The 25941-nt window shown below is 48.0% G+C and carries 27 protein-coding genes and 1 other annotated feature; of the genes, 21 read left to right on the forward strand and 6 right to left on the reverse strand.

Annotation, left to right across the window (positions count from 1 at the left end; genetic code table 11):
* The first annotated feature begins 44 nt into the window (after positions 1-44).
* Together ACXN9U_RS00930 and ACXN9U_RS00935 are read left to right on the forward strand one after the other, a co-directional pair.
* The gene (locus tag ACXN9U_RS00930; protein WP_489202083.1) at positions 45-974 is read left to right on the forward strand and encodes a YegS/Rv2252/BmrU family lipid kinase; all 930 of its coding nucleotides are present in this window, start codon (positions 45-47) and stop codon (positions 972-974) included.
* 268 nt (positions 975-1242) lie between these two features.
* On the forward strand, positions 1243-2040 hold the full coding sequence (locus ACXN9U_RS00935) for a phosphotransferase family protein (RefSeq protein ID WP_060965121.1): 798 nt from the start codon (positions 1243-1245) through the stop codon (positions 2038-2040).
* On the opposite strand, the gene ACXN9U_RS00940 is transcribed toward ACXN9U_RS00935, so the two are convergent.
* Positions 2041-2319 (reverse strand): YtzH-like family protein, encoded by a 279-nt coding sequence (locus tag ACXN9U_RS00940; RefSeq protein WP_003152357.1) that lies wholly within the window; start codon positions 2317-2319, stop codon positions 2041-2043. It lies immediately after the preceding gene.
* A 185-nt stretch (positions 2320-2504) separates the two neighbouring features.
* Between ACXN9U_RS00940 and trmB the strand changes: the two genes are divergently transcribed.
* The 3 genes from trmB (at position 2505) to ACXN9U_RS00955 (ending at position 5840) form a co-directional block, all read left to right on the forward strand.
* Positions 2505-3158, forward strand: a complete 654-nt coding sequence (gene trmB / locus ACXN9U_RS00945; protein ID WP_060964522.1) for a tRNA (guanosine(46)-N7)-methyltransferase TrmB — start codon at positions 2505-2507, stop codon at positions 3156-3158.
* A gap of 58 nt (positions 3159-3216) precedes the next feature.
* Positions 3217-4062 carry a YtnP family quorum-quenching lactonase gene (locus tag ACXN9U_RS00950; protein WP_489202084.1) on the forward strand — a complete coding sequence of 282 codons (846 nt, stop codon included), beginning with the start codon at positions 3217-3219 and terminating at the stop codon, positions 4060-4062.
* Between the two features lie 80 nt (positions 4063-4142).
* Positions 4143-5840, forward strand: a complete 1698-nt coding sequence (locus ACXN9U_RS00955) for an NAD-dependent malic enzyme (protein WP_489202085.1) — start codon at positions 4143-4145, stop codon at positions 5838-5840.
* A 55-nt stretch (positions 5841-5895) separates the two neighbouring features.
* Here the strand turns inward: ACXN9U_RS00955 and ACXN9U_RS00960 are convergent, their stop codons facing one another.
* Complete coding sequence (locus ACXN9U_RS00960) at positions 5896-6213, reverse strand: PepSY domain-containing protein (RefSeq protein ID WP_003152366.1); 318 nt, start codon at positions 6211-6213, stop codon at positions 5896-5898.
* A 157-nt stretch (positions 6214-6370) separates the two neighbouring features.
* Here ACXN9U_RS00960 and ACXN9U_RS00965 point away from each other — a divergent pair, with 157 nt between their 5' ends.
* Entirely contained in the window at positions 6371-7444 is a 1074-nt protein-coding gene (locus tag ACXN9U_RS00965) for a M42 family metallopeptidase (RefSeq protein ID WP_489202086.1), read from the forward strand.
* 32 nt (positions 7445-7476) lie between these two features.
* On the opposite strand, the gene ACXN9U_RS00970 is transcribed toward ACXN9U_RS00965, so the two are convergent.
* On the reverse strand, positions 7477-7923 hold the full coding sequence (locus tag ACXN9U_RS00970) for a YtoQ family protein (protein ID WP_016938538.1): 447 nt from the start codon (positions 7921-7923) through the stop codon (positions 7477-7479).
* 198 nt (positions 7924-8121) lie between these two features.
* On the opposite strand from ACXN9U_RS00970, the gene ACXN9U_RS00975 reads away from it, so the two are divergent.
* The 12 genes from ACXN9U_RS00975 (at position 8122) to motS (ending at position 19710) form a co-directional block, all read left to right on the forward strand.
* On the forward strand, positions 8122-8445 hold the full coding sequence (locus tag ACXN9U_RS00975) for a thioredoxin family protein (protein WP_003152373.1): 324 nt from the start codon (positions 8122-8124) through the stop codon (positions 8443-8445).
* Positions 8446-8460: 15 nt separating this feature from the next.
* Positions 8461-9270 (forward strand): DUF1444 domain-containing protein, encoded by an 810-nt coding sequence (locus tag ACXN9U_RS00980; protein ID WP_016938539.1) that lies wholly within the window; start codon positions 8461-8463, stop codon positions 9268-9270.
* 14 nt (positions 9271-9284) lie between these two features.
* Positions 9285-9890: a YtpR family tRNA-binding protein gene (ytpR, locus tag ACXN9U_RS00985; RefSeq protein WP_438420410.1), complete on the forward strand. Its 606-nt coding sequence runs from the start codon at positions 9285-9287 to the stop codon at positions 9888-9890.
* A gap of 167 nt (positions 9891-10057) precedes the next feature.
* Complete coding sequence (locus ACXN9U_RS00990; protein ID WP_489202087.1) at positions 10058-12637, forward strand: DNA translocase FtsK; 2580 nt, start codon at positions 10058-10060, stop codon at positions 12635-12637.
* A 239-nt stretch (positions 12638-12876) separates the two neighbouring features.
* A complete protein-coding gene (gene murC, locus ACXN9U_RS00995; RefSeq protein WP_016938542.1) occupies positions 12877-14175 on the forward strand; it encodes a UDP-N-acetylmuramate--L-alanine ligase in 1299 nt (432 codons plus the stop codon).
* A gap of 156 nt (positions 14176-14331) precedes the next feature.
* Positions 14332-14754, forward strand: coding sequence for a DUF948 domain-containing protein (locus ACXN9U_RS01000; protein WP_060964533.1), 423 nt, complete (start codon positions 14332-14334; stop codon positions 14752-14754).
* Between the two features lie 32 nt (positions 14755-14786).
* Positions 14787-15200 (forward strand): YtxH domain-containing protein, encoded by a 414-nt coding sequence (locus ACXN9U_RS01005; protein WP_003152380.1) that lies wholly within the window; start codon positions 14787-14789, stop codon positions 15198-15200.
* A gap of 25 nt (positions 15201-15225) precedes the next feature.
* On the forward strand, positions 15226-15552 hold the full coding sequence (gene ytxJ, locus ACXN9U_RS01010) for a bacillithiol system redox-active protein YtxJ (protein WP_045926809.1): 327 nt from the start codon (positions 15226-15228) through the stop codon (positions 15550-15552).
* 236 nt (positions 15553-15788) lie between these two features.
* Positions 15789-16865: a bifunctional 3-deoxy-7-phosphoheptulonate synthase/chorismate mutase gene (locus tag ACXN9U_RS01015; protein WP_016938546.1), complete on the forward strand. Its 1077-nt coding sequence runs from the start codon at positions 15789-15791 to the stop codon at positions 16863-16865.
* A 277-nt stretch (positions 16866-17142) separates the two neighbouring features.
* Positions 17143-18147 (forward strand): catabolite control protein A, encoded by a 1005-nt coding sequence (gene ccpA, locus ACXN9U_RS01020; RefSeq protein WP_489202088.1) that lies wholly within the window; start codon positions 17143-17145, stop codon positions 18145-18147.
* A gap of 68 nt (positions 18148-18215) precedes the next feature.
* Entirely contained in the window at positions 18216-19031 is an 816-nt protein-coding gene (gene motP, locus ACXN9U_RS01025) for a flagellar motor protein MotP (RefSeq protein ID WP_016938548.1), read from the forward strand.
* Positions 19021-19710 carry a flagellar motor protein MotS gene (gene motS, locus ACXN9U_RS01030; protein ID WP_060964535.1) on the forward strand — a complete coding sequence of 230 codons (690 nt, stop codon included), beginning with the start codon at positions 19021-19023 and terminating at the stop codon, positions 19708-19710. Before motP ends, motS begins: the two co-directional genes overlap by 11 nt.
* An 11-nt stretch (positions 19711-19721) precedes the next feature.
* Here motS and ACXN9U_RS01035 read toward each other — a convergent pair whose 3' ends face one another.
* Genes ACXN9U_RS01035 through ACXN9U_RS01045 form a run of 3 tightly spaced genes read right to left on the reverse strand, consistent with a single transcriptional unit; the run spans position 19722 to position 22186 of the window.
* Positions 19722-20888 carry an acetoin utilization protein AcuC gene (locus ACXN9U_RS01035; protein ID WP_489202089.1) on the reverse strand — a complete coding sequence of 389 codons (1167 nt, stop codon included), beginning with the start codon at positions 20886-20888 and terminating at the stop codon, positions 19722-19724.
* On the reverse strand, positions 20885-21529 hold the full coding sequence (locus ACXN9U_RS01040; protein ID WP_489202090.1) for an acetoin utilization AcuB family protein: 645 nt from the start codon (positions 21527-21529) through the stop codon (positions 20885-20887). Before ACXN9U_RS01040 ends, ACXN9U_RS01035 begins: the two co-directional genes overlap by 4 nt.
* A gap of 24 nt (positions 21530-21553) precedes the next feature.
* Positions 21554-22186 (reverse strand): GNAT family N-acetyltransferase, encoded by a 633-nt coding sequence (locus tag ACXN9U_RS01045; protein ID WP_489202091.1) that lies wholly within the window; start codon positions 22184-22186, stop codon positions 21554-21556.
* Positions 22187-22344: 158 nt separating this feature from the next.
* Between ACXN9U_RS01045 and acsA the strand changes: the two genes are divergently transcribed.
* The 3 genes from acsA (at position 22345) to sr7p (ending at position 25913) form a co-directional block, all read left to right on the forward strand.
* Positions 22345-24063: an acetate--CoA ligase gene (gene acsA, locus ACXN9U_RS01050; protein WP_016938553.1), complete on the forward strand. Its 1719-nt coding sequence runs from the start codon at positions 22345-22347 to the stop codon at positions 24061-24063.
* 55 nt (positions 24064-24118) lie between these two features.
* Positions 24119-24351: a binding site (T-box leader), on the forward strand.
* Positions 24352-24401: 50 nt separating this feature from the next.
* The gene (gene tyrS, locus ACXN9U_RS01055; protein WP_016938554.1) at positions 24402-25667 is read left to right on the forward strand and encodes a tyrosine--tRNA ligase; all 1266 of its coding nucleotides are present in this window, start codon (positions 24402-24404) and stop codon (positions 25665-25667) included.
* Between the two features lie 120 nt (positions 25668-25787).
* Positions 25788-25913 (forward strand): small protein SR7P, encoded by a 126-nt coding sequence (gene sr7p, locus ACXN9U_RS01060; protein WP_016938555.1) that lies wholly within the window; start codon positions 25788-25790, stop codon positions 25911-25913.
* Positions 25914-25941 lie beyond the last annotated feature (28 nt).

Genomic DNA, 25941 nt, shown 5'->3' on the forward strand with positions numbered 1-25941 from the left:
TTTGGAGGCTGTCTCTTCTTCAATGAAGCAGGTGAAAACAAACGATGAGTCAATGGTTTTTTATTATTAATCCGGTCTCAGGAGGCGGGAGGGGGCGGCGTGTCTGGAAATCGGTTCAAAAAGAGCTGACCAGACGCGGTGTCAGCCACCGCTCCTTTCTGACCGGACATCCCGGGCATGCGGAAGTGCTGGCGAGACAGATTTCAATGATGCAGGATCATAAGCTGAAGCGGCTTTTTGTCATCGGCGGTGACGGCACGATGCATGAAGTCATTAACGGACTGAAAGGAATGGATCAGATTGAACTGACCTTTGTGCCCGCCGGTTCGTACAATGACTTTTCCAAAGGCCTCGGTGTTAAGAAGTCGGCGCTCCTCCATGAAATCAAAGGTCTGCACCGCCCGCTCACACGGAAATTTTTCGGGGGAAGCATCAACTTTTTTCATGACAAAGCACAATCTCTTTATTTTATTAACCACCTGTCTATAGGGTTTGACGCCTCGGTTTCGAAGGCAGCCGCGGAGTTTCCGTTTTCGCGTGTTCTTCGGTTTCTGCGTCTCGGCTTTGTGATTTACCCGCTTGCGCATATACATACGGCCTCGGGGTTTCAGCCGTTCCGGTTTGCCTGCACGGCAGACGGCCAAAGGCATGAATTCCGCAATGTCTGGTTTGTCATTGCGGCTAATCATCCTTATTACGGAGGCGGTATGAAAGCGGCGCCTTCTGCAAATCCCCGCCAAAACGATTTTGATATTGTCATTGCGGAAAACCTGTCCTTTTTCTCGCTGTATCGTTTTTTATGGGCGATGAGCTTTGGCCGGCATATCAAAATGGACGGAGTGACGATGATAAAGGGGAAGGAATTCATTTTTGAAACAGATGGGAAAATTCCGTTTCACGCTGACGGCGAACTGGTCGGAACGACGCCGTTTCGGCTGATGCCGGGCGGAGCGCCGTTAAAAATAAAAACATAATAAAAATAAAACCCGTCAAATCTTTCTCGGCAAAGAACGGTTTGCGGCATAAATCTTCAGAATTCACAGGTGTTCTTGCTAGTTTTGCTTGACGAAGTTTGTGCTGTAGCGCTAAAATTTATAAGACGGCTATTGATTAGCATATGAGACTCTCAATAGCTGTCTTTTTTATTCTCAAGAAATTGTTTATGACAGGCTGCTCCGCCGAAAGAGAAAGGCTGGAGGCCTATTCTAAAATATTTTAAGAAATGATGGGTTGAACATTGATATGAACTGGTTGGGACAATTACTAGGTAGCGATTGGGAGATCTTCCCCGCCGGAGGAGCTACAGGAGATGCATATTATGCGAAACATAACGGCCAACAGCTTTTTTTAAAACGTAATAGCTCGCCCTTTTTAGCCGTGTTATCCGCCGAAGGCATTGTTCCGAAGCTGGTTTGGACGAAACGGATGGAAAACGGAGACGTTATTACGGCTCAGCATTGGATGACGGGCAGAGAGCTGAAGCCGAAGGATATGAGCGGACGCCCGGTGGCTGAGCTGCTCCGCAAAATCCACACATCGAAAGCCTTGCTTGACATGCTGAAAAGATTGGGGAAAGAACCGCTCGATCCGGGCGCTCTTTTGTCGCAGCTGAAGCAGGCCGTCTTTGCTGTGCGGCAATTTTCGCCGCTTATTCAGGAAGGCCTTGCTTATTTGGAAGCTCATGTGGATCAGGTGCAATTCGGTGAAAAAGTCGTTTGCCATTGTGATGTGAATCATAATAACTGGCTTTTGTCTGAAGACGACCAGCTGTATTTAATAGATTGGGACGGCGCGATGATAGCTGATCCGGCCATGGATCTCGGCCCTTTATTGTATCATTACGTCGAAGAGCCAGCGTGGGACAGCTGGCTTGGGATGTACGGCATGAAGCTCACGGAAGGGCTTCGGCTGCGGATGGCGTGGTACATGTTATCAGAGACCATCACCTTCATCGCCTGGCACAAATCAAAAGGGAACGACAAAGCGTACCATGATGCTATGGAAGAGCTTCATGCCCTGATGAAGCGGATTGTCAAGTAGTCAGGAGTACGAATCCATCTGCTCCACCCATTGGGACAAATGGTTTTGGTGCTCCTGAATATGCGTGTCGATGGAATCGGCCGTGATGCCTGACTGGCTGTAGCGGTATACATCCTCGAGCACGTTTTTTATATTTGAATCAAGCCCGGTGTTAGCCATCAGTGATTTGATGACGCGCTCGAGCTGTTCATACTCGGCAACCGTGCCGCAGCAATCCAATTGGTGGTCGGCCAGTATGTCCTTTAATAACCGGACCTGATGTTCGCTTGTTAAGCCCATGATTCATATACACATCCTTTCTGTGTCATACATTGTGCAAAGCGGTGCGGTTTTATGCATCACATGAGTGTTCCGGACCGGGGAGCCTCTTTTTTTATGCAGCCGGAGCCTTTAAAAGGCGCTTGCGGCTCTTTTTGTTTCATGGTATGTTGTTACTCGAAATTATAGATAGAGGTGTCAATCATATGAGAATGCGCCATAAACCTTGGGCGAATGATTTTCTGGCAGAAAACGCTGACATCGCCATCAGTGATCCGGCTCAGTTTAAAGGGCGTTGGAACACGGTCTTTGGCAATGACAACCCGATCCATATTGAAGTCGGTACGGGAAAAGGGCAGTTCATTTCAGGAATGGCCAAGCAAAATCCGGATATCAACTATATCGGAATTGAGCTGTTTAAAAGCGTCATCGTCACTGCCGTCCAAAAAGTAAAGGACAGCGGGGCTCACAATGTCCGTTTGTTAAATATAGACGCGGAAACACTGAATGACGTATTTGAACGGGGAGAAATCAAGCGCGTATATTTAAACTTTTCTGACCCTTGGCCGAAAAACCGTCACGAAAAACGCCGTTTAACCTTTAAAGCGTTCTTGAAAAAATACGAAGAAGTCATGGGCGAAACGGGTGAGATTCATTTCAAAACCGATAACCGCGGGTTGTTTGAATATTCTTTGAAAAGTTTTTCCGAATACGGCCTGCTTCTGAAGGAAGTCAGTCTCGATCTGCACAACAGCGATCCGAAAGGCAATATTATGACAGAATACGAAGAAAAATTCTCCGCGCTCGGCCAGCCGATTTACCGGGCTGAAGTTGAATGGAGAACAAAAGACAGACTCTGATGCGGGAGTCTGTTTTTTTATGCTTCCATTTGCTACGATTACATCAGGAGGGATCAAGATGGAGACATTGAATATTGGGAATATTTCATTAACATGGCTGGACGGCGGTGTAACGCATATGGACGGAGGAGCGATGTTCGGCGTTGTCCCGAAGCCTTTATGGTCGAGAAAATACCCTGTAAACGACAAAAACCAGATTGAATTAAGAACAGACCCGATTCTGATCAGAAAAAACGGCCTGAATATTTTGGTTGACGCGGGGATCGGCAGAGGAAAATTCTCTGATAAGCAGAAAAGGAATTACGGTGTAACGCAGGAGTCCAATCTGAAAAAATCTCTGAGTGAACTCGGGCTTTCCTGTGAAGACATTCATATTGCGGCAATGACCCATCTTCATTTTGACCATGCATGCGGCCTGACGGAATACCGCGGAGAGGAGCTTGTCTCTGTTTTCCCGAACGCCCGCATTATCACTTCTGCGACAGAGTGGCAAGAAATGAGAAACCCTAATATCAGATCGAAAAATACATATTGGAGAGAAAATTGGGAGGCTGTACAAGATCAGGTCGAGACCTTTGAGAACGCGTATGAGCTCACAGAAGGCATTGCGATGCACCATACCGGCGGCCACAGTGACGGACACAGTGTCATTGTGTTAGAAGACGGAGGGGAAACGGCTGTGCATTTTGCTGACCTGATGCCGACAAACGCGCATAAAAATCCGTTATGGGTGCTGGCATATGATGACTATCCGATGACCTCCATTCCGCAAAAGCAAAAATGGCAGGCGTTCGCGGCAGAGAAAAATGCTTGGCTGATTTTCTATCACGACGCGATTTACAGAGCCGTAAAATGGGGCAAAAACGGCGAAGTGGCCGCGTCTGTCAAACGGGAGAGAAAATAAGCGGAATCAAATGATTTACCTGTATGAATTTCGGGAATAAAAGCAAACCTAAGACAAATTGCTTTGAAAGGAAGAGACAGGTGAATCAATTTCAAGTGACAACAGATGGAGAAATCAAAACAACTCTGCGCGGATTAGAAGTTCTTTCTACTCCTTTTTTAAATAAAGGGGTGGCCTTTACACAAGAGGAAAGAAAGGAACTCGGACTCGAGGGATTTCTGCCGCCGAAGGTATTGACAATCGAAGAGCAGGTGAAGCGGGCTTACGAACAGTTCAGTTCGCAGCCTGATGAGCTGAGCAAAAATGTGTACTTGACTGCTCTCCATGACCGGAATGAAACATTATTTTACAGGCTGTTAAATGATCATTTAGGCGAAATGCTGCCGATCGTATATACGCCGACAGTCGGCACCGCGATCCAGCGTTACAGCCATGAGTACAGAAAACCCCGCGGTCTGTATTTGTCGATAGATGATCCTGAGGGAATGCGCGCCGCATTTCAGCAGTTCGGAAAAAATGAAAACATTGATTTAATCGTTGCGACAGATGCCGAGGGCATTCTGGGAATCGGTGATTGGGGCGTCGGCGGCATCGCCATTTCTGTCGGAAAACTTGCGGTGTATACGGCAGCGGCCGGAATTGACCCGTCACGAGTGCTTGCGGTCGTATTGGACGCGGGGACGAATCAGGAAAGCCTCTTAAATGACCCGTTTTACGTCGGAAACCAGCATTCAAGAGTGCGCGGCGAGAAATATGACCGCTTTATTGATGAGTATGTCTCGCTTGCCCGGGAAACATTCCCGAATGCGCTGCTTCATTGGGAGGATTTCGGCACGGCTAACGCCCGCGGCATATTGAAACGGTATAAAGATAAAGTCTGTACGTTTAACGATGACATTCAAGGAACGGGCGCGGTGTCGCTTGCAGCTGTTTTAGCCTGCGCGAAAGCATCAAAAGTGCCTTTAAAAGAACATAAAGTCGTCGTCTTCGGCGCGGGAACGGCCGGTATCGGAATTGCTGAGCAGCTGCGCGAAGCAATGGTGCATGCCGGATTAAGCGAAGAAGAATCATACAGCCGCTTTTGGTGTATCGACAGAAACGGACTGTTAACGGATGACATGAAAGACTTGCGTGATTTTCAGGTTCCGTACGCCCGGTCTGCCGATGAAGTGAAAGAGTACAGCCGCAGCGGTGAAGGCGGATCAATTGATCTGGCGGAGACGGTCCGTCAGGCCAAGCCGACGATTCTGATCGGCACATCTACTGTATCAGGCGCATTTACAGAAGAAATCGTCAAAGAAATGGCATCACATGTTAAACGGCCCGCTATTTTGCCGATGTCAAATCCGACCACATTATCAGAAGCAAAACCGGAAGACTTAATTAAATGGACGGAAGGCCGCGCGCTTGTCACGACGGGCAGTCCGTTCCCGCCTGTTGAGTATAACGGCGTTACGTACCATATCGGCCAGGCGAACAACGCGCTCGTATTCCCGGGACTTGGACTCGGCACGATTGTGACAAAGGCAAGGCTCATTACGGACAACATGTTTGTCGCCTGCGCGAATGCCATCGCCGGTATGGTGGATGTCGGCAAGCCAGGAGCGCCGATGCTCCCGAAAGTGGAAGATCTCAGAACGGTATCGGCAACTGTAGCGGCAGCCGTAGCAAAAGCGGCCATCCAGGACGGTGTAGCGGAAACGGAACCCGAGGATCTGATCCAAACGGTGCAGGACGAGATGTGGCACCCTGTATACAAACGGATTCGGCCGATGTAACTGAATAAAGCCCAAAACGCTGATGGTTTTGGGCTTTATTTTTTGCTTGTCCGAATTATGAGGCGACAGAATCAATGACATCGACAATCTGGCCTGTTTTTGCATTGACCATGACTTCATATTGCTCCAGCTCGCCGAAAGCCGAACGTGTCACGCCGGTTTTGTATACCTGGATGGTTTCTCCGTTTACCTGGTAAGGCTCAGGCTCTGTGTAAATCCACGATCCGTCTATCGGTCCGCGCTGTTTAAAAGCCGCTTTCACGATACGGAGCGCTTTTTCTGAAGAGATATAAGGTTTCATCGCATACTTTTTCACTGCGATGGCAGCGCATAATCCGACTCCTGCACCTAAGAGAAAATGACGTAATTTCAATATGAAGCACCTCCAATTATGTCGTATTTTTATTATACAGAAGATGCCAGACGGTGTTAAGTAAAGCGGCGGTTTTACAGCCCATTCAATCTGACCGCTTGGAAAACAGTTGTTTTTCTAATAAAATAAAAGCATTACATAGAAATGAGGGGAAAATATGAATGAGGAAACGAAAACGCTTTTCCGGACGCTGACGCAGCTTCCCGGCGCACCGGGAAATGAACATCAGGTCCGCTCCTTTATGAAACGGGAGCTTGCGAAATATGCGGATGACATCGTGCAGGACAGACTCGGAAGTGTTTTCGGCGTAAGGCGCGGTGCTGAAGATGCGCCCACTGTTATGGTAGCAGGCCATATGGATGAAGTCGGATTTATGGTAACGCAGATTACGGATAACGGCATGCTGAGATTTCAGACGCTCGGCGGCTGGTGGAGCCAGGTGCTTCTGGCCCAGCGCGTCGAGGTTCAGACGGATAACGGACCTGTCATCGGCGTCATCTCAAGCATCCCGCCCCACATTTTAACGGATGCCCAGCGCGCAAAGCCGATGGAGATCAAAAATATGATGATTGATATCGGTGCAGATGACAGAGAGGATGCGGTCAAAATGGGGATCAGACCGGGTCAGCAGGTCGTGCCGGTCTGCCCGTTCACCCCGATGGCCAACGAGAAGAAAATATTGTCCAAAGCGTGGGATAACCGCTACGGCTGCGGATTAAGCATTGAATTATTAAAAGAGCTGCACGGAAAAGAGCTGCCGAACAACCTGTACGCCGGGGCCACCGTTCAGGAGGAAGTCGGCCTGAGAGGGGCGCAGACAGCGGCCAACATGATTCAGCCTGATCTCTTCTTCGCGCTGGATGCCAGCCCGGCAAATGATATGAGCGGCGATAAGGAGCTGTTCGGCCGTCTCGGCGAGGGAGTGCTGCTCCGCATCCTCGACAGAACGACGGTCATGCACCGCGGGATGAGAGAGTTCGTCCTTGATATGGCGGAAACGCACAATATCCCTTATCAATATTTCGCTTCCGGCGGGGGAACGGATGCCGGGCGGGTTCACATATCAAACAGCGGGGTTCCGTCAGCCGTCATCGGCATTTGTTCAAGATACATTCATACAAATGCCGCCATCATCCATGTCGATGATTATGCCGCAGCGAAAGAAATGCTCATTAAGCTGGTCATGGCGAGTGACAAGCAGACGGTTGAAACGATCAGAGAAAATGTGTGAAAAAATAAGCAGGCCCGCATAAGGCGGCCTGCTTATTCTGTTTCAAATAAATAAGAGAGTGCTTTCATCGCCTGATTGACGGTTTCCACCGTAATATTCGCTTTGCCGGAAAGCTCTTTAAGCGGATGATGCAGCTCTTTCGGACGGATGAGAATGAGCGGCTTGCCTTTTGCTATGGCATAAGAAGCATCCATCGCGGTATTCCACTGTTTATATTTCTCGCCAAACAGGGCGATTACAAAATCGGCTTTTTCCATCAGCACCTCTGTACGGAAATTGTTGATATCAGAGGCTCTGGCGTCCTTTAAAACAGAATCAGGCTGCTCGCCCATAATCTCTTCTCCGATATTGTCTGAGCGCTCATGGTTTTCCATCGGTCCGACAAACGTAATCGGCAGGTGCAGCGCTTTTGCTTTGTTCTTGATCTCGTTCCGCCAATCGCTGTGGATTTCACCGGCTAAATATACGACAAACTGCATCTTTTGCTCCTCCTTATTCCATATTCAGATTTTCGTACGGCTATAAGCAAAATGGTAAACGAAACTTGCTTGATAATGCAAATGAAATATGATAATGATATTGCATATAGTTGGTCTTGCTGTAAACAGTCTGGTATGATCCAATTGGACAAACATCAGCATACAAAAAAACTTGAAAATCCAGATGGAGGAATGACAATGAAAAAGATTGAAAGCACGGAAGAATTGCAAAAAGCGGTACAGGACGATTGGGCGGTATTTATGTTTTCTGCGGATTGGTGCCCGGACTGCCGCTTTGTGGAGCCGTTTCTCCCTGAGCTGGAAGCGGACTTTCCTGAATTCACTTATTACTACGTAGACCGCGATCAATTTATCGATACATGTGCGGAATGGGAAATCTACGGCATTCCGAGTTTTGTGGTATTTAACGGAGGAAAAGAAGTAAACCGCTTCGTCAGCAAAGACCGCAAAACAAAAGAAGAAATCGAGCAATTTTTAACCGATTCCCTTGCTAAAGCATAAAGGAGGCCACGGGCTTTGAAGATGACGTCGAGGAAGCTGTCGGATCTATTAAAACAGCGCCTGCAGCACGAGAACCGATCCTTCTTTTTTGACAGAGAAAAAGACACCCTCCGTGTTGAGGATCAAACGACTAAAAAAGGCATCACATTAGAACTTCCGCCGATCATCGCCAAGTGGGAGACGAAAAAAGAAGAAGCGATCGACGAGATCGTCTACTATGTGTCAGAAGCGATGGAGGCGATGGGAGGAAGCGGACAGGAGATGTCCGGAAAGGAAGCCGGAATTTATCCGGTGATCCGCTCCACGTCATTTCCTGATCAAACGGGCGACGGCATTCCGCTCGTGTATGATGACCATACCGCCGAAACCAGAATCTACTACGCGCTTGATCTCGGCAAGACGTACCGCTTAATTGACAGCCGGATGCTTGAGAAAGAAAACTGGACAAAAGAACGGATCAGGGAGACGGCATCATTCAATCTCCGCTCGCTCCCTTCGGTCGTAAAGCAGGATACGGTTGCGGGCAATTATTTTTATTTTTTCAGAGCGAATGACGGCTATGACGCCAGCCGGATTCTCAATGATTCGATTCTTCATGAATACAAACAGGCCGCTGAAGGCGAATTAGCGATTTCTGTCCCGCATCAGGATGTATTAATACTTGCTGACATTCGAAATGAATCGGGTTATGATATTTTAGGGCAAATGTCCATGAGCTTCTTTGCAAGCGGCACGGTGCCGATTACGGCCCTTTCATTTCTCTATAATGAAGGCAGACTGGAACCTGTGTTTATCATGGCGAAAAGCCGGCCGAAAAAGGATTAGAAAGGATTTTTCTTATGAACGCTTTTTACAATAAAGAAGGTGTGGGAGATACGCTTCTGATCTCTCTTAAAGATGCAGCACGTGAAGAAATCGGCTATGAAAGAGAAGGCGATGTCGTCAGAATCTTTAACAAAGAAACAAAAGAAACGACGGGCTTTAATATTTTTAACGTGTCTTCTTATTTACAGATTGAGGACAACGGCCCTGTCGCTTTGTCTGAGACATTCGTTCAGGACGTGAATGAAATACTGAACAGAAACGGTGTTTCAGAAACGCTGACGGTTGACCTTTCTCCGAAATTTGTTGTCGGTCACGTTGAATCGAAAGAAAAACATCCGAATGCGGATAAACTGAATATCTGCCAAGTGAATGTGGGAGAGGAAACCCTTCAAATCGTTTGCGGCGCGCCGAACGTAGACAAAGGACAAAAAGTCGTCGTCGCTAAAGTCGGCGCGGTGATGCCGAGCGGGCTTGTCATTAAAGACGCTGAATTAAGAGGCGTTCCGTCAAGCGGCATGATCTGCTCCGCGAAAGAACTCGCTTTGCCGGATGCACCGTCGGAAAAAGGCATTCTCGTTCTTGAAGACAGCCGCCAGGCCGGCGAAGCATTTCAATTCTAACTCCCATAAATAAGCGCACAGAATCGAATGATGTGAGAGAAAGCCGTTAAGCAGGCCTGCTTAACGGCTTTCTTCAGTTGGGAGCTTAATCTTTTCTGAGCCGCCCGGCAGTGGTATACTAAATATCGTCCCAGACTACTAATAAGGGAGTTAGAGAGTGATTAAACATGAGTTGGCTGAATAAATTTTTTGACTTATTTTTAGGTGAAAAAGAAGAAGAGCATGAACATGAACCGAACACACATGCCCAAATCCCGAAACAGCAGATACCGGATCAGCCAGAAGGCAAATTAACGCGCATGGAAGATCCTAAAATATATTACGAATATCCGAAAGGGAATTTCCGCTTTCCCATCGTTCCGGACGGCTATAAGAGAACGGAACAAAGACAGCAGGAAAGGCATGAACGCCGCCAGCCGTCCCGGGGATATGCCGCCGGGAAGGAGCATACGGAGCGGGAGCGGAAACAGCATACATATGAAAAGCCGGAGCCGGTGAAAAAGCCCTTTAAACCGACATCCATTCCTTCACCGGTCTACGGTTTTCAATCTCAGCACAGCATTAAAAAAGCGCCTAATCCGCAAAAACAGCGTGAAGAGAGCGTGACATTGCTGTCAGAGGAGCAATTTGTTCCGCCAAAGTCCGGTCAGGAAACGGAAAAAGAGCCCGCATTCACAGCATCCGCCATGACAAAACAGACGGACACCCGGCCGGACCCGTCTGTGAAACCGGAAGAATTCCAGGCCGCCCAAAAAGAGCAGCCGCACACTGAGGCTGAGAATGCAAAAGAGCAAGTGTACAGTGCATCAGAACCGCGCGAGGCTAAAGACCTGCAGCAGCCGGAAAGCACGGAACCTGCCGGCTATGCAGATCAACAAGAGCTGGAACAAACCGAGCCGCAGCCTTTAAATGAGACTGAGTATGAAGCGTCCCGGCCGTCTGAACACACAGAAGAACAAGCGCCGCAGCAGGAGGAGTATCAAAAGCCTGAGGCGGAAGCCGCTCAAACTTTTGAAACCGCTGGGGAACCGGTATATACATACTCAGAACCCGGGTATGAAGAGGAAGTTCAGCCGCAGTCTGAATCGCTTGAGGCTGACACGGAACAAAAAGCAGAGGAACAGCCTGAGTTCAACGAAGCCCCTCCGCATTCTGAACCGGAGCCTGAATCTGCAGTCATCGAGCCGGCCGAAGCCCCGGCCCCGCCTGCCGAAGAAAAAACGAAGAATTACGAACAGCCCGTGAAAACGGCGGAGCGGCCGAAAGAGCGCAGTGTTCCGTTTAACGTTATGATGCTCAAAAGCGATAAACACAAGCAGACGAAGACGTCAGAAAGCGGTGCGGGCTATGTTTTCCCGAATCTGTCGCTTCTGGACGTACCGCCGGCGCAAAGACATGACGACCAATCATGGATTGAAGAACAGCGCGAGCTTTTAAACGTTACACTGAAAAACTTTAATGTGCGCGCCCAAGTCGTTCATGTCACACAAGGCCCGTCCGTCACAAGATTTGAAGTGCATCCTGAGCCGGGAGTGAAAGTAAACAAAATTACAAACTTAGCAGATGATATAAAGCTGAGTTTATCTGCCAAGGATATTCGGATTGAGGCGCCGATCCCCGGCAAAAACACGATCGGTATTGAAGTTCCGAACCGCGTAAGCAAGGTCGTTGATTTACGGCAGATGATCAGAAGCGCCGCTTTCAGGACGAATCCGTCTCCGCTTACAGCCGCGCTCGGTGTCGATATTTCCGGCAATCCGGTCGTCATTGATTTGAAAAAAATGCCGCACGGCTTGATTGCGGGTGCGACAGGATCGGGAAAAAGCGTCTGCATCAATACCATTTTGGTCAGTCTGCTTTATAAGGCAGATCCGAGCGAGGTCAAAGTGCTTTTGATTGATCCGAAAATGGTCGAGCTTGCGCCTTATAACAAAATTCCGCATTTAGTCAGCCCCGTCATCACGGACGCCAAAGCCGCAACCGCAGCGTTAAAATGGGTTGTGGAAGAGATGGAACGGCGGTATGAACTATTTGCCCATTCAGGTGTGAGAGATATCGGCCGCTTTAATGAATTAACGGCCGATCATAAGACAGGCGAAAAGCTCCCGTACCTCGTAGTGGTTATTGATGAGCTTGCCGATTTAATGATGGTCGCGCCGAACGATGTGGAAGAAAGCATTGCCAGAATCGCGCAGAAAGCGAGAGCCTGCGGCATTCATCTCCTAGTCGCGACACAGCGTCCGTCTGTCGATGTCATTACCGGCATGATCAAGGCGAACATCCCGACGAGGATCGCATTCTCCGTCTCAAGTCAGGTCGATTCCAGAACGATTATCGACATGGCGGGGGCGGAAAAGCTGCTCGGAAAAGGCGACATGCTGTACTGGGAAAACGGTACCGGTAAACCGGTGCGTCTGCAGGGGAACTTTGTCTCAGACAGCGAGATCGACCGCGTCGTCTCTCATGTCAGAAAGCAGCTCCCGCCTTCTTATTTGTTTGAACAGGAAGAACTGATCAGGCAGGGAACCGCCCTCAAGGAAGAGGACGAGCTGTTTCCTGAGGCGTGCCAATTTGTCGTGGAGCAAAACAGCGCCAGCACCTCCAGCCTTCAAAGAAGGTTCAGGATCGGCTATAACCGTGCGGCGAGGCTGATTGACATGATGGAAGCTGAAGGCATGATCTCAGAAGCAAAGGGCAGCAAACCCCGCGAAGTGCTGATTACGGCTGCTGACATTACTCAAGAATAAGAATATCGTTCATTTTTCTCACAAACATGGTATGATAATGGATGGACCATCAAACAGCATCACTGTCACGCGCTGAAATATCATGCGGCAGGTTTAATCAAAAAGAAAGTTACAGATACTGACGATAATGTAAAAATAAATGGAAGCGCCGCTGTGCGGGCTTTTCGCCCGCGGCGGTCGCAAAATGAAATGAGCGTCATATACTGGGGAACAGATAGACGTTTGTTGGAGGTACGATTATGACTGTTTATCATTTTGTTGGAATAAAAGGGACAGGTATGAGCCCGCTTGCTCAAATCCTGCATGATACAGGGTATCAGGTGCAGGGATCGGATATCGAGAAGCAGATTTTTACTCAGGCTGCCCTTGAAAAAAGAAATATCCCGATCTATCCGTTCAGCCCCGATAACATCAAACCGGGCTTAACGGTAATCGCCGGAAACGCATTCCCTGATTCTCATCCGGAAATCGCAAAGGCGCTCGCTGAAGGAATTCCTGTTATCAGATATCATAAATTTTTAGCTGAATATATGAAAAAATACACAAGTGTCGCGGTTACGGGCGCACACGGCAAGACGTCCACTACGGGTCTCTTGGCACACGTGATGCAGCAGGCGAAGCCGACTTCGTTTCTTATCGGAGACGGGACGGGCAGAGGAAATGAAAGCAGTGAATACTTTGTATTTGAAGCCTGCGAGTACCGCCGTCATTTCTTAAGCTATCAGCCTGATTACGCGATCATGACGAACATTGATTTTGATCACCCTGATTATTTCGCCAACATTGACGATGTGTTTGATGCTTTCCAAAACATGGCGCTTCAAGTCAACAAAGGCATCATTGCCTGCGGTGATGACGAGTATCTGCCGAAAATTCACGCCAATGTGCCTGTTGTTTATTACGGCACGGGAGAAGAAAACGATTTTCAAGCGAGAAACATCGTAAAAAATACGGAAGGCACGACATTTGACGTCTTTGTCCGCAATACGTTTTACGATACGTTCTACATCCCGGCATACGGCCATCACAATGTCCTCAATTCATTAGCGGTCATTGCGCTCTGCCACTATGAAGAGATCGACGTGAACATGATTAAACGCGGACTTGAATCATTCGGCGGCGTCAAACGCAGATTCAATGAAAAAGTGATCGGCAGCCAGGTGCTGATAGACGACTACGCCCACCATCCGACTGAAATTAAAGTTACCATTGAGGCGGCGCGCCAAAAATATCCGGAACGTGAAATCATCGCGGTATTCCAGCCGCATACGTTTACACGGACGCAATCATTCCTTGATGAATTTGCAGAAAGCTTGAGCGCGGCCGATCGCGTGTATCTGTGCGACATTTTCGGCTCTGCCCGCGAGAACGTCGGCAAACTCACCATCACGGATCTGCAGGAAAAAATCGATAACGCAGAACTCATTGAAGAGAATGACACATCCGTGTTAAAAGCGCATAAAGACGCAGTGCTGATCTTTATGGGCGCCGGAGACATTCAAAAATATATGAGGGCCTATGAAAACGTCATAGCGTAACAAAAAAGCAGTGGGGCTCTCACTGCTTTTTTGCGCGTGCTGCAAAGGGATTTACCGATAAACGGAGAAATAGTATACATACAGCCCCTTTCATATATGTTTATCATTTTAATAATTGGGTATATACCATTATATCCTGCAATAAGGAGGTATTAGATGATTATCATTCTTTACTTAAGCGTCGCACTCATTGCCGTAGCATTTCTCATCCTCGTCATTTATCTGTCCAAAACATTAAAGTCTGTGCAGATGACCTTAACAAACGTAGCGTCGACTTTAGACGGCCTTGAAGGGCAGATGAAGGGCATTACCGCAGAGACAACCGAGCTGTTACATAAGACAAACCGTCTCGCGGAAGACATTCAGGAAAAATCACAGAAATTAAATACGGTTGTCCATGCTGTGCAGGAAGTGGGAACTTCCGTCCAGCAGTTTAATACATCCATAAAGCAGGCAGCCGGTTCCGTTTCGGCCTCTGTCAGAGAGAACCAGGATAAGATCAGTCAGGTTGTCACCTGGAGCCAGGCCGCTATGGAAATATGGGACAAGTGGAAGCAAAAGAAAAAAACATCGCTTTAATCATAAGAAAAATCCACTAAGGAGGAATCATAATGAGCAAAGATGGAATCAATAGTAAGGATTTTTTAATCGGAACGCTGATCGGGGGAATTATCGGCGCGACAACGGCTTTGTTTCTGGCGCCTAAATCAGGCAAGGAGCTGCGCGACGATCTCGGCAGCCAGGCTTCCGCATTGAAGGATAAGACGGACAGAATGACGGCCGACGCGAAAGAAAAAGGCTCTCAATATGTCAGCATCGCCAAGGACAAAACATCTAACATCACCCAGCTGGTAGCTGATCAGTCAGGCCAGATTATGAATAAAGTGAAGGATTTAAAAGACCGTTCTAAGAGCACACTAACCGAGAAAGCCGAAGAGACGAGAAGCGAAATGCAGGACACGGCCCAAAGCATCAAAGCCGAAGCGGAAGATGCAGGGGAAAAAGCCGGTCAGGCAAATCGCTGATCTTCAATAAGGAGAGATAACAGACATGACAAAGCAGCTGATATCGTCAGAAGAAGAGTTCAAAAATGCCGCTGAGAAAGAAAGCACGTTCGTGTTTTTGAAACACAGCACAACCTGCCCGATTAGCCAAGCGGCGTTTCAGGAGTTTGACGCGTTTGCATCAGAGCATTCAGAAGTGCCTTCTTATTATCTGCAGGTGCAGGACAGCCGGCCGCTTTCAAACTATATCGCCGAGACCTACGGTGTGAAACATGAAAGCCCGCAAGTATTCGTCATTACAAACGGAGAAGTCAAATGGCACGCGTCTCATTCTCAAATCACAAAAAACGCAATAGAGCAGCACCTTTCATAATTTACTGACCGCCGGATGATACCGGCGGTTTTTTTTTGAAAAAAACTATTGATCATTTCAGCCATATCATGTAGGATATCAATATACACTACTTCAACGCATAAAAGCTTAAAAGCGTTTTGGTGATAAAGTAAAATGTGAAGAAATTTATTGTTTCATATTCCTATTTTCGCATAACTGTAGTAAGATGCATGTTAACCATTAAAATAAAACATAGCATAGAAGGGATGAAAAAGATGAGCAACAAGGAATTAGAGAGCCTAAGACAGCAGGCAGACGCACTAAACTTACAAATCCTTAAATTAATCAATGAACGCGGAGCCGTTGTAAAAGAAATCGGTAAAGCCAAAGAAGCACAGGGTGTCAACCGATTTGACCCCGTCAGAGAGCGTACAATGCTTAACCGCATTATTGAAAGCAATGACGGCCCGTTTGAAAACTCAACAATCCAGCATATTTTCAAAGAAATTTTCAAAGCCGGCCTTGAGCTTCAAGAAGAGGATCACAGCAAAGCGTTGCTCGTCTCCCGGAAGAAAAAAGCAGAAGATACGATCGTTGACATTAAAGGCGAAAAAGTCGGTGACGGCGATCAGAGATTCATCGTCGGTCCTTGTGCCGTAGAAAGCTATGAGCAGGTTGCGGAAGTAGCGGCCGCTGCGAAAAAACAAGGCATTAAAATCCTGCGCGGAGGTGCGTTCAAACCCCGCACAAGCCCGTATGATTTCCAAGGTCTCGGCGTAGAAGGCCTGCAAATCCTCAAACGCGTCGCTGATGAATATGACCTCGCGGTGATCAGTGAAATCGTTACGCCTGCCCACATTGAGCAAGCGATTGATTACATTGACGTCATTCAGATCGGCGCACGTAACATGCAAAACTTTGAATTACTGAAAGCCGCCGGTTCGGTTAAAAAGCCGGTATTGCTAAAACGCGGTCTTGCCGCAACGATTTCAGAGTTCATCAATGCAGCTGAATACATCATGTCACAAGGAAACGACCAAATCATTCTTTGTGAGCGCGGAATCAGAACGTACGAAACAGCAACGAGAAACACGCTTGACATTTCTGCCGTGCCGATTTTGAAACAGGAAACTCACTTGCCGGTGTTTGTTGACGTCACACATTCAACAGGCCGCCGCGATCTCCTGCTTCCGACAGCAAAAGCAGCGCTTGCGATCGGCGCTGACGGCGTGATGGCCGAAGTTCACCCTGATCCTTCCGTTGCCCTTTCAGACTCTGCGCAGCAGATGGATATACCTGAATTCGAGAAATGGCTGAACGAATTAAAGCCGATGGTGAAAGTAAAAGCATAATAAAGTGTTCCGTTCTTTAAGGGCCGCCTGTGCGGCCCTTTTTCGCTTCTTCATTTTATTTAATTATAAAATGGAAGTGAACGTTTTCATCACTGGGAAAAACGTGTATAATTTCATGAGAAGTATTTAAATTTGATGAATAATGAAAAATAATGTACACTACTGACTTACGCTTACAACCATAAACGACAGAATGCGAAAACGCACGACATTTCTTTACATAAAGTGTTTATGCTATAGATAAGGATAAGTGTATCCAGTAAAAGGAGTGGTTTCAGTGAGCAACATTACGATATACGACGTGGCCAGAGAAGCAAATGTCAGCATGGCGACTGTTTCCCGCGTCGTAAACGGCAATCCGAATGTAAAACCGACGACCAGAAAAAAAGTATTGGAAGCCATTGACCGGCTCGGCTACCGCCCGAACGCGGTGGCAAGAGGACTGGCAAGCAAAAAAACGACAACGGTCGGCGTCATCATCCCTGATATCTCAAGCATTTTCTACTCGGAACTTGCCCGGGGAATTGAAGATATCGCGACGATGTACAAATATAATATTATTTTAAGCAACTCGGACCAAAACCTCGAGAAGGAACTGCACCTGTTAAACACGATGCTCGGCAAACAAGTGGACGGTATCGTATTTATGGGCGGAAACATTACGGACGAGCATGTCGAAGAATTTAAGCGCTCTCCTGTGCCGATCGTATTGGCGGCATCAGTGGAAGAACAGGGTGAGACGCCTTCTGTCGCCATTGATTATGAACAGGCGATTTATGATGCCGTTAAGCTTTTCATTGAGAAAGGGCATCGCGACATCGCATTTGTCTCCGGGCCGATGGCAGAGCCGATCAACCGCTCGAAAAAACTGCAAGGGTACAGACGGGCGCTTGAAGAAGCGGGCATCCCGTTTAATGAGCAGTTCGTAGCGGAAGGCGATTACACCTATGATTCCGGAATGGAGGCGCTTCAAAGCTTAATGGGCCTTGAGCGGAAGCCGACGGCAATCCTTTCTGCAACGGATGAAATGGCGCTCGGCATTATTCATGCGGCTCAGGATCAAGGTCTGTCGATTCCTGACGATCTTGATATTATCGGTTTTGACAATACGAGATTGAGCCTGATGGTCCGCCCTCAGCTTTCCACAGTCGTGCAGCCTACTTACGATATCGGAGCCGTGGCGATGAGGCTTTTGACAAAACTGATGAACAAAGAGCCGGTTGAAGAGCATATCGTTGAGCTGCCTCACCGCATCGAATTAAGACAATCAACAAAGTCATAAAAAAACGGAAAAGCAAGCTTCACTCTGAGGAGTGGAATCTTGCTTTTTTACTTGAGTAAGGAGAAGATATGAAACGTTTTGATTATCTGACACCCGTTGGATTTATGTTAGGATGTATTATTGTCGCAATCGGAATTCTCTCAGGAACGGGACTTGCGGGAATCAGTTCATTTTTAGATCTGACTTCTTTTTTAATCGTCACAGGCGGCCTTGCCGCGGCGGTCTTTATCAGCTTTCCGCCTCGGGATTTAAAGAAAACCCCTTCTGTTTTAAAACAGGTATTTTCCCGTCAGGATGACAATGTGAAGGACCTTGTCAGAGTATTCGTCAGCCTTGCGGAGCAGGCGCGAAGACAGGGGCTGCTGTCTCTGGAGGACCGGGCGCGCGAGATTAAGGATCCGTTTTTGAAAAAAGGGCTTTTGCTTGCGATTGACGGCTGGGACGAAGAAACGATCCGGCTGGTGATGGATTCTGAGATCGCCGCGATGGAAGAACGACACAGAAAAGGAAGACGCGTTTTTGAAAAAGCTGGTGATTTCGCGCCCGCCTGGGGAATGATCGGGACGCTTGTCGGACTCGTGCTCATGCTTAAAAATTTAAATGACCCGCATACCCTCGGGCCGAACATGGCTGTTGCGCTATTGACGACGCTGTACGGCGCGCTGCTTGCCAATCTCGTGTTTATCCCTATCGCGGCAAAGCTTGAAGAAAAAACGGAAAGTGAAATTTTCATCAAACAGGTTATGATCGAAGGGGTTGTCGGCATCCAATCGGGAAAAAATCCCCGCAACCTCGAAAGTCAGCTCGTCGTTTTCAGCTCAAGAGAAGACTGGCGTAAAGAGCAGCCTGCGAACAAGAAAAAGGGCGCTGTCCATGAAGCTTAGAAGAGAGCGTTTTGAAAGAAGAAACAAACCGGAACATTCCGGCGGTTCACCAAGATGGATGGTGACGTTCGCTGACTTGATCACGCTCATTCTTGTGTTCTTTATATTGCTTTTTTCCATGTCGCAAATAGACGCGGAAAAATTTCAATCAGCCGTTTCATCGATTCATACAAACGGCAGCGGAGGTGAACCGGCGTCATCAGACAAAGCAAACGAAAATAAAGAACAGGATTTGCTGCTGCAGAACGTGAAAACATACATAAAATCGCACCATTTGAGTTCCAAATTAACGGCGAAGCGCGATGAGCGCGGAGTGGTTCTTGTGCTGCAGGAGGCCGTTCTGTTTCAGACAGGAAAAGCGGATGTGCTGAAAAACGCCGAGCCAGTCCTGCATCAGATCGCAGTGCTTTTGAAAACAATTCCGAATGACATTCAAGTGGAAGGCCATACGGACAGCCGCCGGATTTCCACCTATCAATTCCCGTCGAACTGGGAGCTGTCGTCTGCAAGAGCGGCGAGTGTGATCCGGTATTTTACCGCGAAAGAAGACTTTTCCACAAAACGGTTTATTTCAGTCGGATACGCGGATACGAAACCTGTGAAGGACAACAAAAGCCCCGGTCATATGAATGAGAACCGCCGTGTGGAAATTGTCATAAAAAAAACGACCTCCTCGTAAGGGTCGTTTTTTTATTTTGTTTTATACCTCTGTTCAGACCGGATGGCAAAAAGCGCTTTTTCCACGGTTTGGGCGTTTTTTTCTGATATTTCTTCTTTTCGGGGAATCGGAGGATATAATTGTTCAGGGTCACTCCAAAACGCGGGCAGGGTATAGGGCGAGTGTTTCTGCCATTTATGAATCCACTCCTGCGGTATGTGCTCCCCGGGATCAATCCCTTTCATCTCAAGCCATATGCGGCTCCATGCTCTCGGGACGACTCGCCAAATATCGTATCCGCCTCCGCCGACCGCGATCCATCTGCCGCTGCAATGTTGATGCGCTAATAAGTGAGCGAGCCGGGGGATCTCCTGATAGATGGAGATGGTAGTGGACAGGTGTGTCAATGGGTCGTAATAATGGGCGTCCGCTCCGTTCTGTGTCAGGATTACATCCGGCTTAAAAAAAGCCGCGATTTCTGAAGCGGCCGTTTTGTAAGCGTGAAGAAAGGAATCGTCCTCTGTGAAAGCGTCCAGCGGAATGTTAAAAGAATAGCCGTAGCCTTGCCCGCTTCCTTTTTCCAGTACCTGTCCCGTCCCGGGAAATAAATAACGCCCGGTTTCGTGAAATGAAACTGTGCAGACATCTGACCTGTCGTAAAACGTAAATTGAACGCCGTCGCCGTGATGAGCGTCGGTATCAATGTATAACACCTTTGCCCCGTAGTTTTTCTGAATGTATTGGATGGCCACGGCGCTGTCATTATAAATACAAAAGCCCGATGCCCTGCCGCGGAAGCCGTGGTGAAGGCCCCCGCCTAAATTGCAGGCATGCCTCGCCTGTCCCGTCATGACATAATCTGCCGCTGTTAAAGTGCCGCCCACCAGAAGCGACGCGGCTTCATGCATGCCGGCAAAAACTGGGGTGTCTTCCGTTCCTAGCCCGTAGCTTTCTCCTTCTGCGGCAGGAAGCCGGCCCGCCCCCGCTAGTTCAACCGCCTGTATGTAATCCTCTGTATGAACGAGTGCCAGCTCTTCTTTAGAAGCCATGCGCGGAGCGGCGATATCTCCCTCTTCAAACGCGTCCGCCGCCTGAAGCAGCTCGTATGTCAAAAGCACGCGCTGCTGATTAAACGGGTGATCCTGGTGAAATTGATACGTCTGATAAGAAGGCGAGTAAACAAAAACGCTGTCTCTCATGACTGATCCCTCAATTGTTTCGGCCACAAGACATTGTACCCGGCTTCATGAACGCTGCGGATAAAAGGGAGCGGATTCATCGTCTTCACCCGGAAGACGAGTATATTTGCCCCGGCGGAATCATGGGGATAGACGAGCACGCTCAAGATTTGCAGCTGAAGATCGCGGCACATGCAGCTGAGATCAGCAAGGCTTTTAGTCATATCCGTCACCAGAATTTCCACCTGTGATCCCGGCTGGGCTGCGCCTGTCAGGCTGACAAAGGTCCGGAGTACATCGGTTTTGGTTAAAATGCCCGTCAGCTTATGATTTACCGTAATCGGCAGACATCCGATGCCATGCTCATAGAAAGAAGCCGATATTTCCTCTACGAAATCAAGCGGATGGGCGCAGATGACATTCCGTTTCATAATGGTTTCCACTTTGTTTGTCAGAAACGCGACGCGGTCTTCTTGTTCAAAGCTGCCCGGGCCCGCCTGTTTAATGTCTCTGTCTGTGACGATGCCGGCAACGTGCAGTTCTTCGTCGATGACAGGGAGATGGCGGATATGATATGCCTTCATTTTATGTACGGCTGTTTCTATGGAGTCGTTTTTTGTGACGGTGATGACGTCCCGTTTCATGATTTGTTCTGCAATCATCTTTTTATCCCCTTTGTATGTCAGTCAATACATAAATCGCTGATAAAAACGAAGTCTGTCGAACTGTTCAATTGACGCCTGACTGACGTGCCTGCCGATGCGGGCCATCAGACAATTGGCCGGATGAGAGCTGATTTCCGATTCATCCGTTGCAAACCAGACAAGACCTCCGGCATTCATCATCTTTTCCATGATCTTTCTGTACTCCCACACGTCTTTTTTCATCCCTTTTAAATCCCAATGCCAGTAATATTCTGTCGTCATGATGATGTACCGTTCCATCTGTTCATCCATCATGCTGACAGTCAGCAAAGTTTTTCCGACAGAACAGCCTCTGTAGCCGGGAGCGACTTCGATCGCCCCGAGTTCAAGGAGATCTTCCATATTTCCGTCAGACCACCGTTCAAGCGGATCAGGATATAAATACGTCACATAGCCGATAATCGTCTCTCCGTCCCTGGCGATGATGATCCGCCCTTCGGGAAGCCCGGCTATTTCGACTAACGCTTTGTGCTGTTCATGAGGAAGGCGAAAGGCTGTCAGGCCTTCATGAAACTCATACTGTGCTAAGTCCTCTGGAGGAACAGGCCCTTCTATCAAAAGAGGGCCGGCTGCTGTCTGAATAGATGAAGAATGGTACGTTTTATGATGTTTCACTGATTCACCGCCTGTCGGTTCTTAATAAAAACACATCTCCTTTAAGCATAACAAAATATAAAGCGTTTTCAATAGTACGGCAATTTATATTTTAAAAATTGAGAAAACTGTGAACATCTACTATAATTAGTCTATAGATAAGCAAAGGGGGATGTTGCATGAATTTGAAAACGTTGCCAGCGGAAAAGGGGAATTATCATCTGCAAAATTATGAGGAAACATACCGCAGCTTCGATTGGAAAGAAGTCGAGACGGAGTTTTCCTGGCATCAGACCGGAAAGCTGAATGCCGCGTACGAAGCGATTGACCGTCATGCCGAATCATTTCGCAAAAACAAAGTAGCGTTGTATTACAAGGACGCAAACCGGGAAGAAAAATACACGTTTAAAGAAATGATGGAGGAATCGAACCGGGCGGGAAATGTGCTGAGACGGTATGGAAACGTAGAAAAAGGGGACCGCGTTTTCATTTTCATGCCGCGTTCGCCGGAGCTTTATTTTATCATGCTCGGCGCAATTAAAATCGGTGCGATTGCCGGCCCTTTATTTGAAGCGTTTATGGAAGGCGCCGTCAAAGACCGCCTGTTGAACAGCCAGGCCAAGGTTGTCGTAACAACACCTGAACTGGCTGAACGGATTCCGGCGGACAGCCTGCCCGACCTGGAGCATATCTTCATTGTCGGCGGCAGCAAAGAAGCCGGAGATAAAATCATTCATTATGATAAAGCGGCTGAGGGAGAAAGCACGAGACTTGATATTGAATGGATGGACAGAAGAGACGGCTACCTGCTTCACTATACATCAGGATCAACAGGAACGCCTAAAGGCGTGCTTCATGTTCATGAAGCCATGATTCAGCAATACCAGACCGGCAAGTGGGTGCTTGATCTTAAAGAGGACGATATATATTGGTGCACGGCGGACCCGGGCTGGGTGACCGGGACGGTGTACGGGATTTTTGCGCCGTGGCTGAACGGAGCGGCGAATGTGATCGTCGGCGGCAGATTCAGTCCGGAAAACTGGTACGGCACGATTGAAAAGCTTGGTGTCAGCGTCTGGTACAGCGCTCCGACGGCTTTCAGAATGCTTATGGGCGCCGGAGATGAAATGGCGTCCAAATTTGATCTTACTTCACTTCGTCACGTCCTGAGTGTCGGAGAACCTTTAAACCCGGAGGTCATTAAGTGGGGACATAAAGTATTCGGCAAGCGCATTCACGATACGTGGTGGATGACGGAAACAGGCGGGCAGCTTATCTGCAATTATCCGTGCATGGAGATCAAGCCGGGTTCAATGGGGAAACCGATTCCGGGAGTGGAAGCGGCGATCGTTGACAACCAAGGGAATGAGCTTCCGCCGTACCGAATGGGGAACCTCGCCATTAAAAAGGGCTGGCCGTCCATGATGGATTCCATTTGGAATAACAAAGAAAAATATGAATCTTATTTCATGCCGGGCGGCTGGTATGTTTCCGGAGATTCAGCTTATATGGATGAAGACGGTTATTTTTGGTTCCAAGGCAGAGTCGATGATGTCATCATGACATCCGGCGAGCGCGTCGGCCCGTTTGAAGTCGAAAGCAAACTTGTGGAACATCCGGCGATTGCCGAAGCCGGTGTTATCGGAAAGCCGGACCCTGTCCGGGGAGAAATTATTAAAGCATTTATCGCGCTTAGAGAAGGGCATGAGCCATCCGATCAGCTGAAGGAGGACATTCGCCTTTTTGTAAAACAAGGGCTGGCCGCCCATGCCGCACCGCGGGAAATTGAATTCAAAGATAAACTTCCAAAAACACGGAGCGGAAAAATCATGAGACGTGTGCTGAAGGCGTGGGAGCTCAACCTGCCGGCAGGCGACCTGTCCACAATGGAAGATTAAAGAGACGGCGTTGACATGACATCTTATTTATGTTAAAAATGAGTAAGCTTCATACGAAAAGGTTTTGATTGAGACAAGTAGGATATCTGATTGTTCCAGAGAGCTGATGGCCGGTGAAAATCAGCACATAAGATATGCCGAATACACTCATGAACCGCTTTTGCGAACAAAGCCCTTCCAAGGCTTTCAGTAGTGGAAGAACGGACACGGTCCGTTATCAAAAAGAGTGATAAAAGCTTTTTTATGCTTTTATTAGTAGGGTGGTACCGCGATTATATCGTCCCTTCGTTTTAAACGAAGGGGCGTTTTTTATTTCTATAAACAAAGGAGCAGACAAAATGACTAACTTATTAGAAGATTTATCATTCCGCGGCTTAATCCAGCAAATGACGGATGAAGAAGGACTGAATAAACAGCTGAACGAAGAAAAAATCCGTTTATACTCAGGGTTCGACCCGACGGCGGACAGCCTGCACATCGGTCACCTTCTGCCGATATTGACACTGCGCCGTTTCCAGCTTGCAGGCCACCATCCGATTGCGCTTGTAGGCGGAGCGACGGGGCTGATCGGCGATCCGAGCGGTAAAAAAGCGGAGCGTACGTTAAATACTCAGGATATCGTTGTCGAATGGTCGCAAAAAATTAAAAATCAGCTTTCCCGATTTTTAGATTTCGATGCAGGAGAAAACCCAGCCGTCATAGCGAACAACTTTGACTGGATCGGAAAAATGAGCATCATTGATTTTCTCCGCGACGTCGGAAAGAACTTCGGAATCAACTACATGCTTGCGAAAGATACTGTAAGCTCGAGAATTGAAACCGGAATTTCTTACACGGAATTCAGCTACATGATCCTGCAATCCTACGATTTTCTGAATCTGTACAGAGAAAAGAACTGCAAACTCCAAATCGGAGGCAGTGACCAGTGGGGCAACATCACGGCAGGTCTTGAACTGATCAGAAAATCGGAAGAAGAAGGGGCGAAAGCGTTCGGCCTTACCATTCCGCTCGTCACAAAAGCTGACGGCACGAAATTCGGCAAAACAGAAGGCGGCGCGATTTGGCTTGATAAAGAAAAGACATCGCCGTATGAATTCTACCAATTCTGGATCAATACAGATGACCGTGATGTCGTCAAATATTTAAAATACTTTACTTTCTTATCAAAAGAGGAAATTGAAGCTTATGCTGAAAAAGCCGAGACGGCTCCAGAGAAAAGGGAAGCGCAGAAACGCCTTGCTGAAGAAGTGACTGTACTTGTACACGGCCGTGAAGCGTTTGAGCAGGCCGTTCATATTTCTCAGGCGCTGTTCAGCGGCAATATTAAAGAGCTTTCCGCTCAAGACGTCAAGGTAGGTTTTAAAGACGTGCCTTCACTTGAAAAAGACCGCTCTGAAGAACTGTCTTTAGTAGACGTGCTTGTGGAATCTAAGTTGTCGCCTTCAAAACGGCAGGCCCGCGAAGACATTCAAAACGGGGCTGTTTACATTAACGGAGAGCGCCAGACGGATATCGGTCATCTGCTGACGGCGGAAGACCGCATCGAAGATCAATTTACCGTACTGCGCCGCGGAAAGAAAAAATACTTCTTGATCACATACTGAAAATAAAGAGCAGTCCGGCCGCTCAATGCGGCAGGCTGCTTTTTTTATGTTTTGCGAATACTGCACCGGGAAATGAGTACAGTACATAGTATAAGCAAAACAGGGAAGGGGCGCTGCGCCGTGAATTTCATGTTTACCATTGCGAAAGAAAGATTGCAGCGGGATCATTGGGAACAGCAGCAAAGCATGAACGCCGAAGTCAAAGCCGAAGAAACTGAGGCGGAAGAAGAAAATCCGACCTCATAAAACAAAAGCCTCCATTCCCAAGGGATGG

Source organism: Bacillus sp. BACIII, from assembly GCF_057836745.1.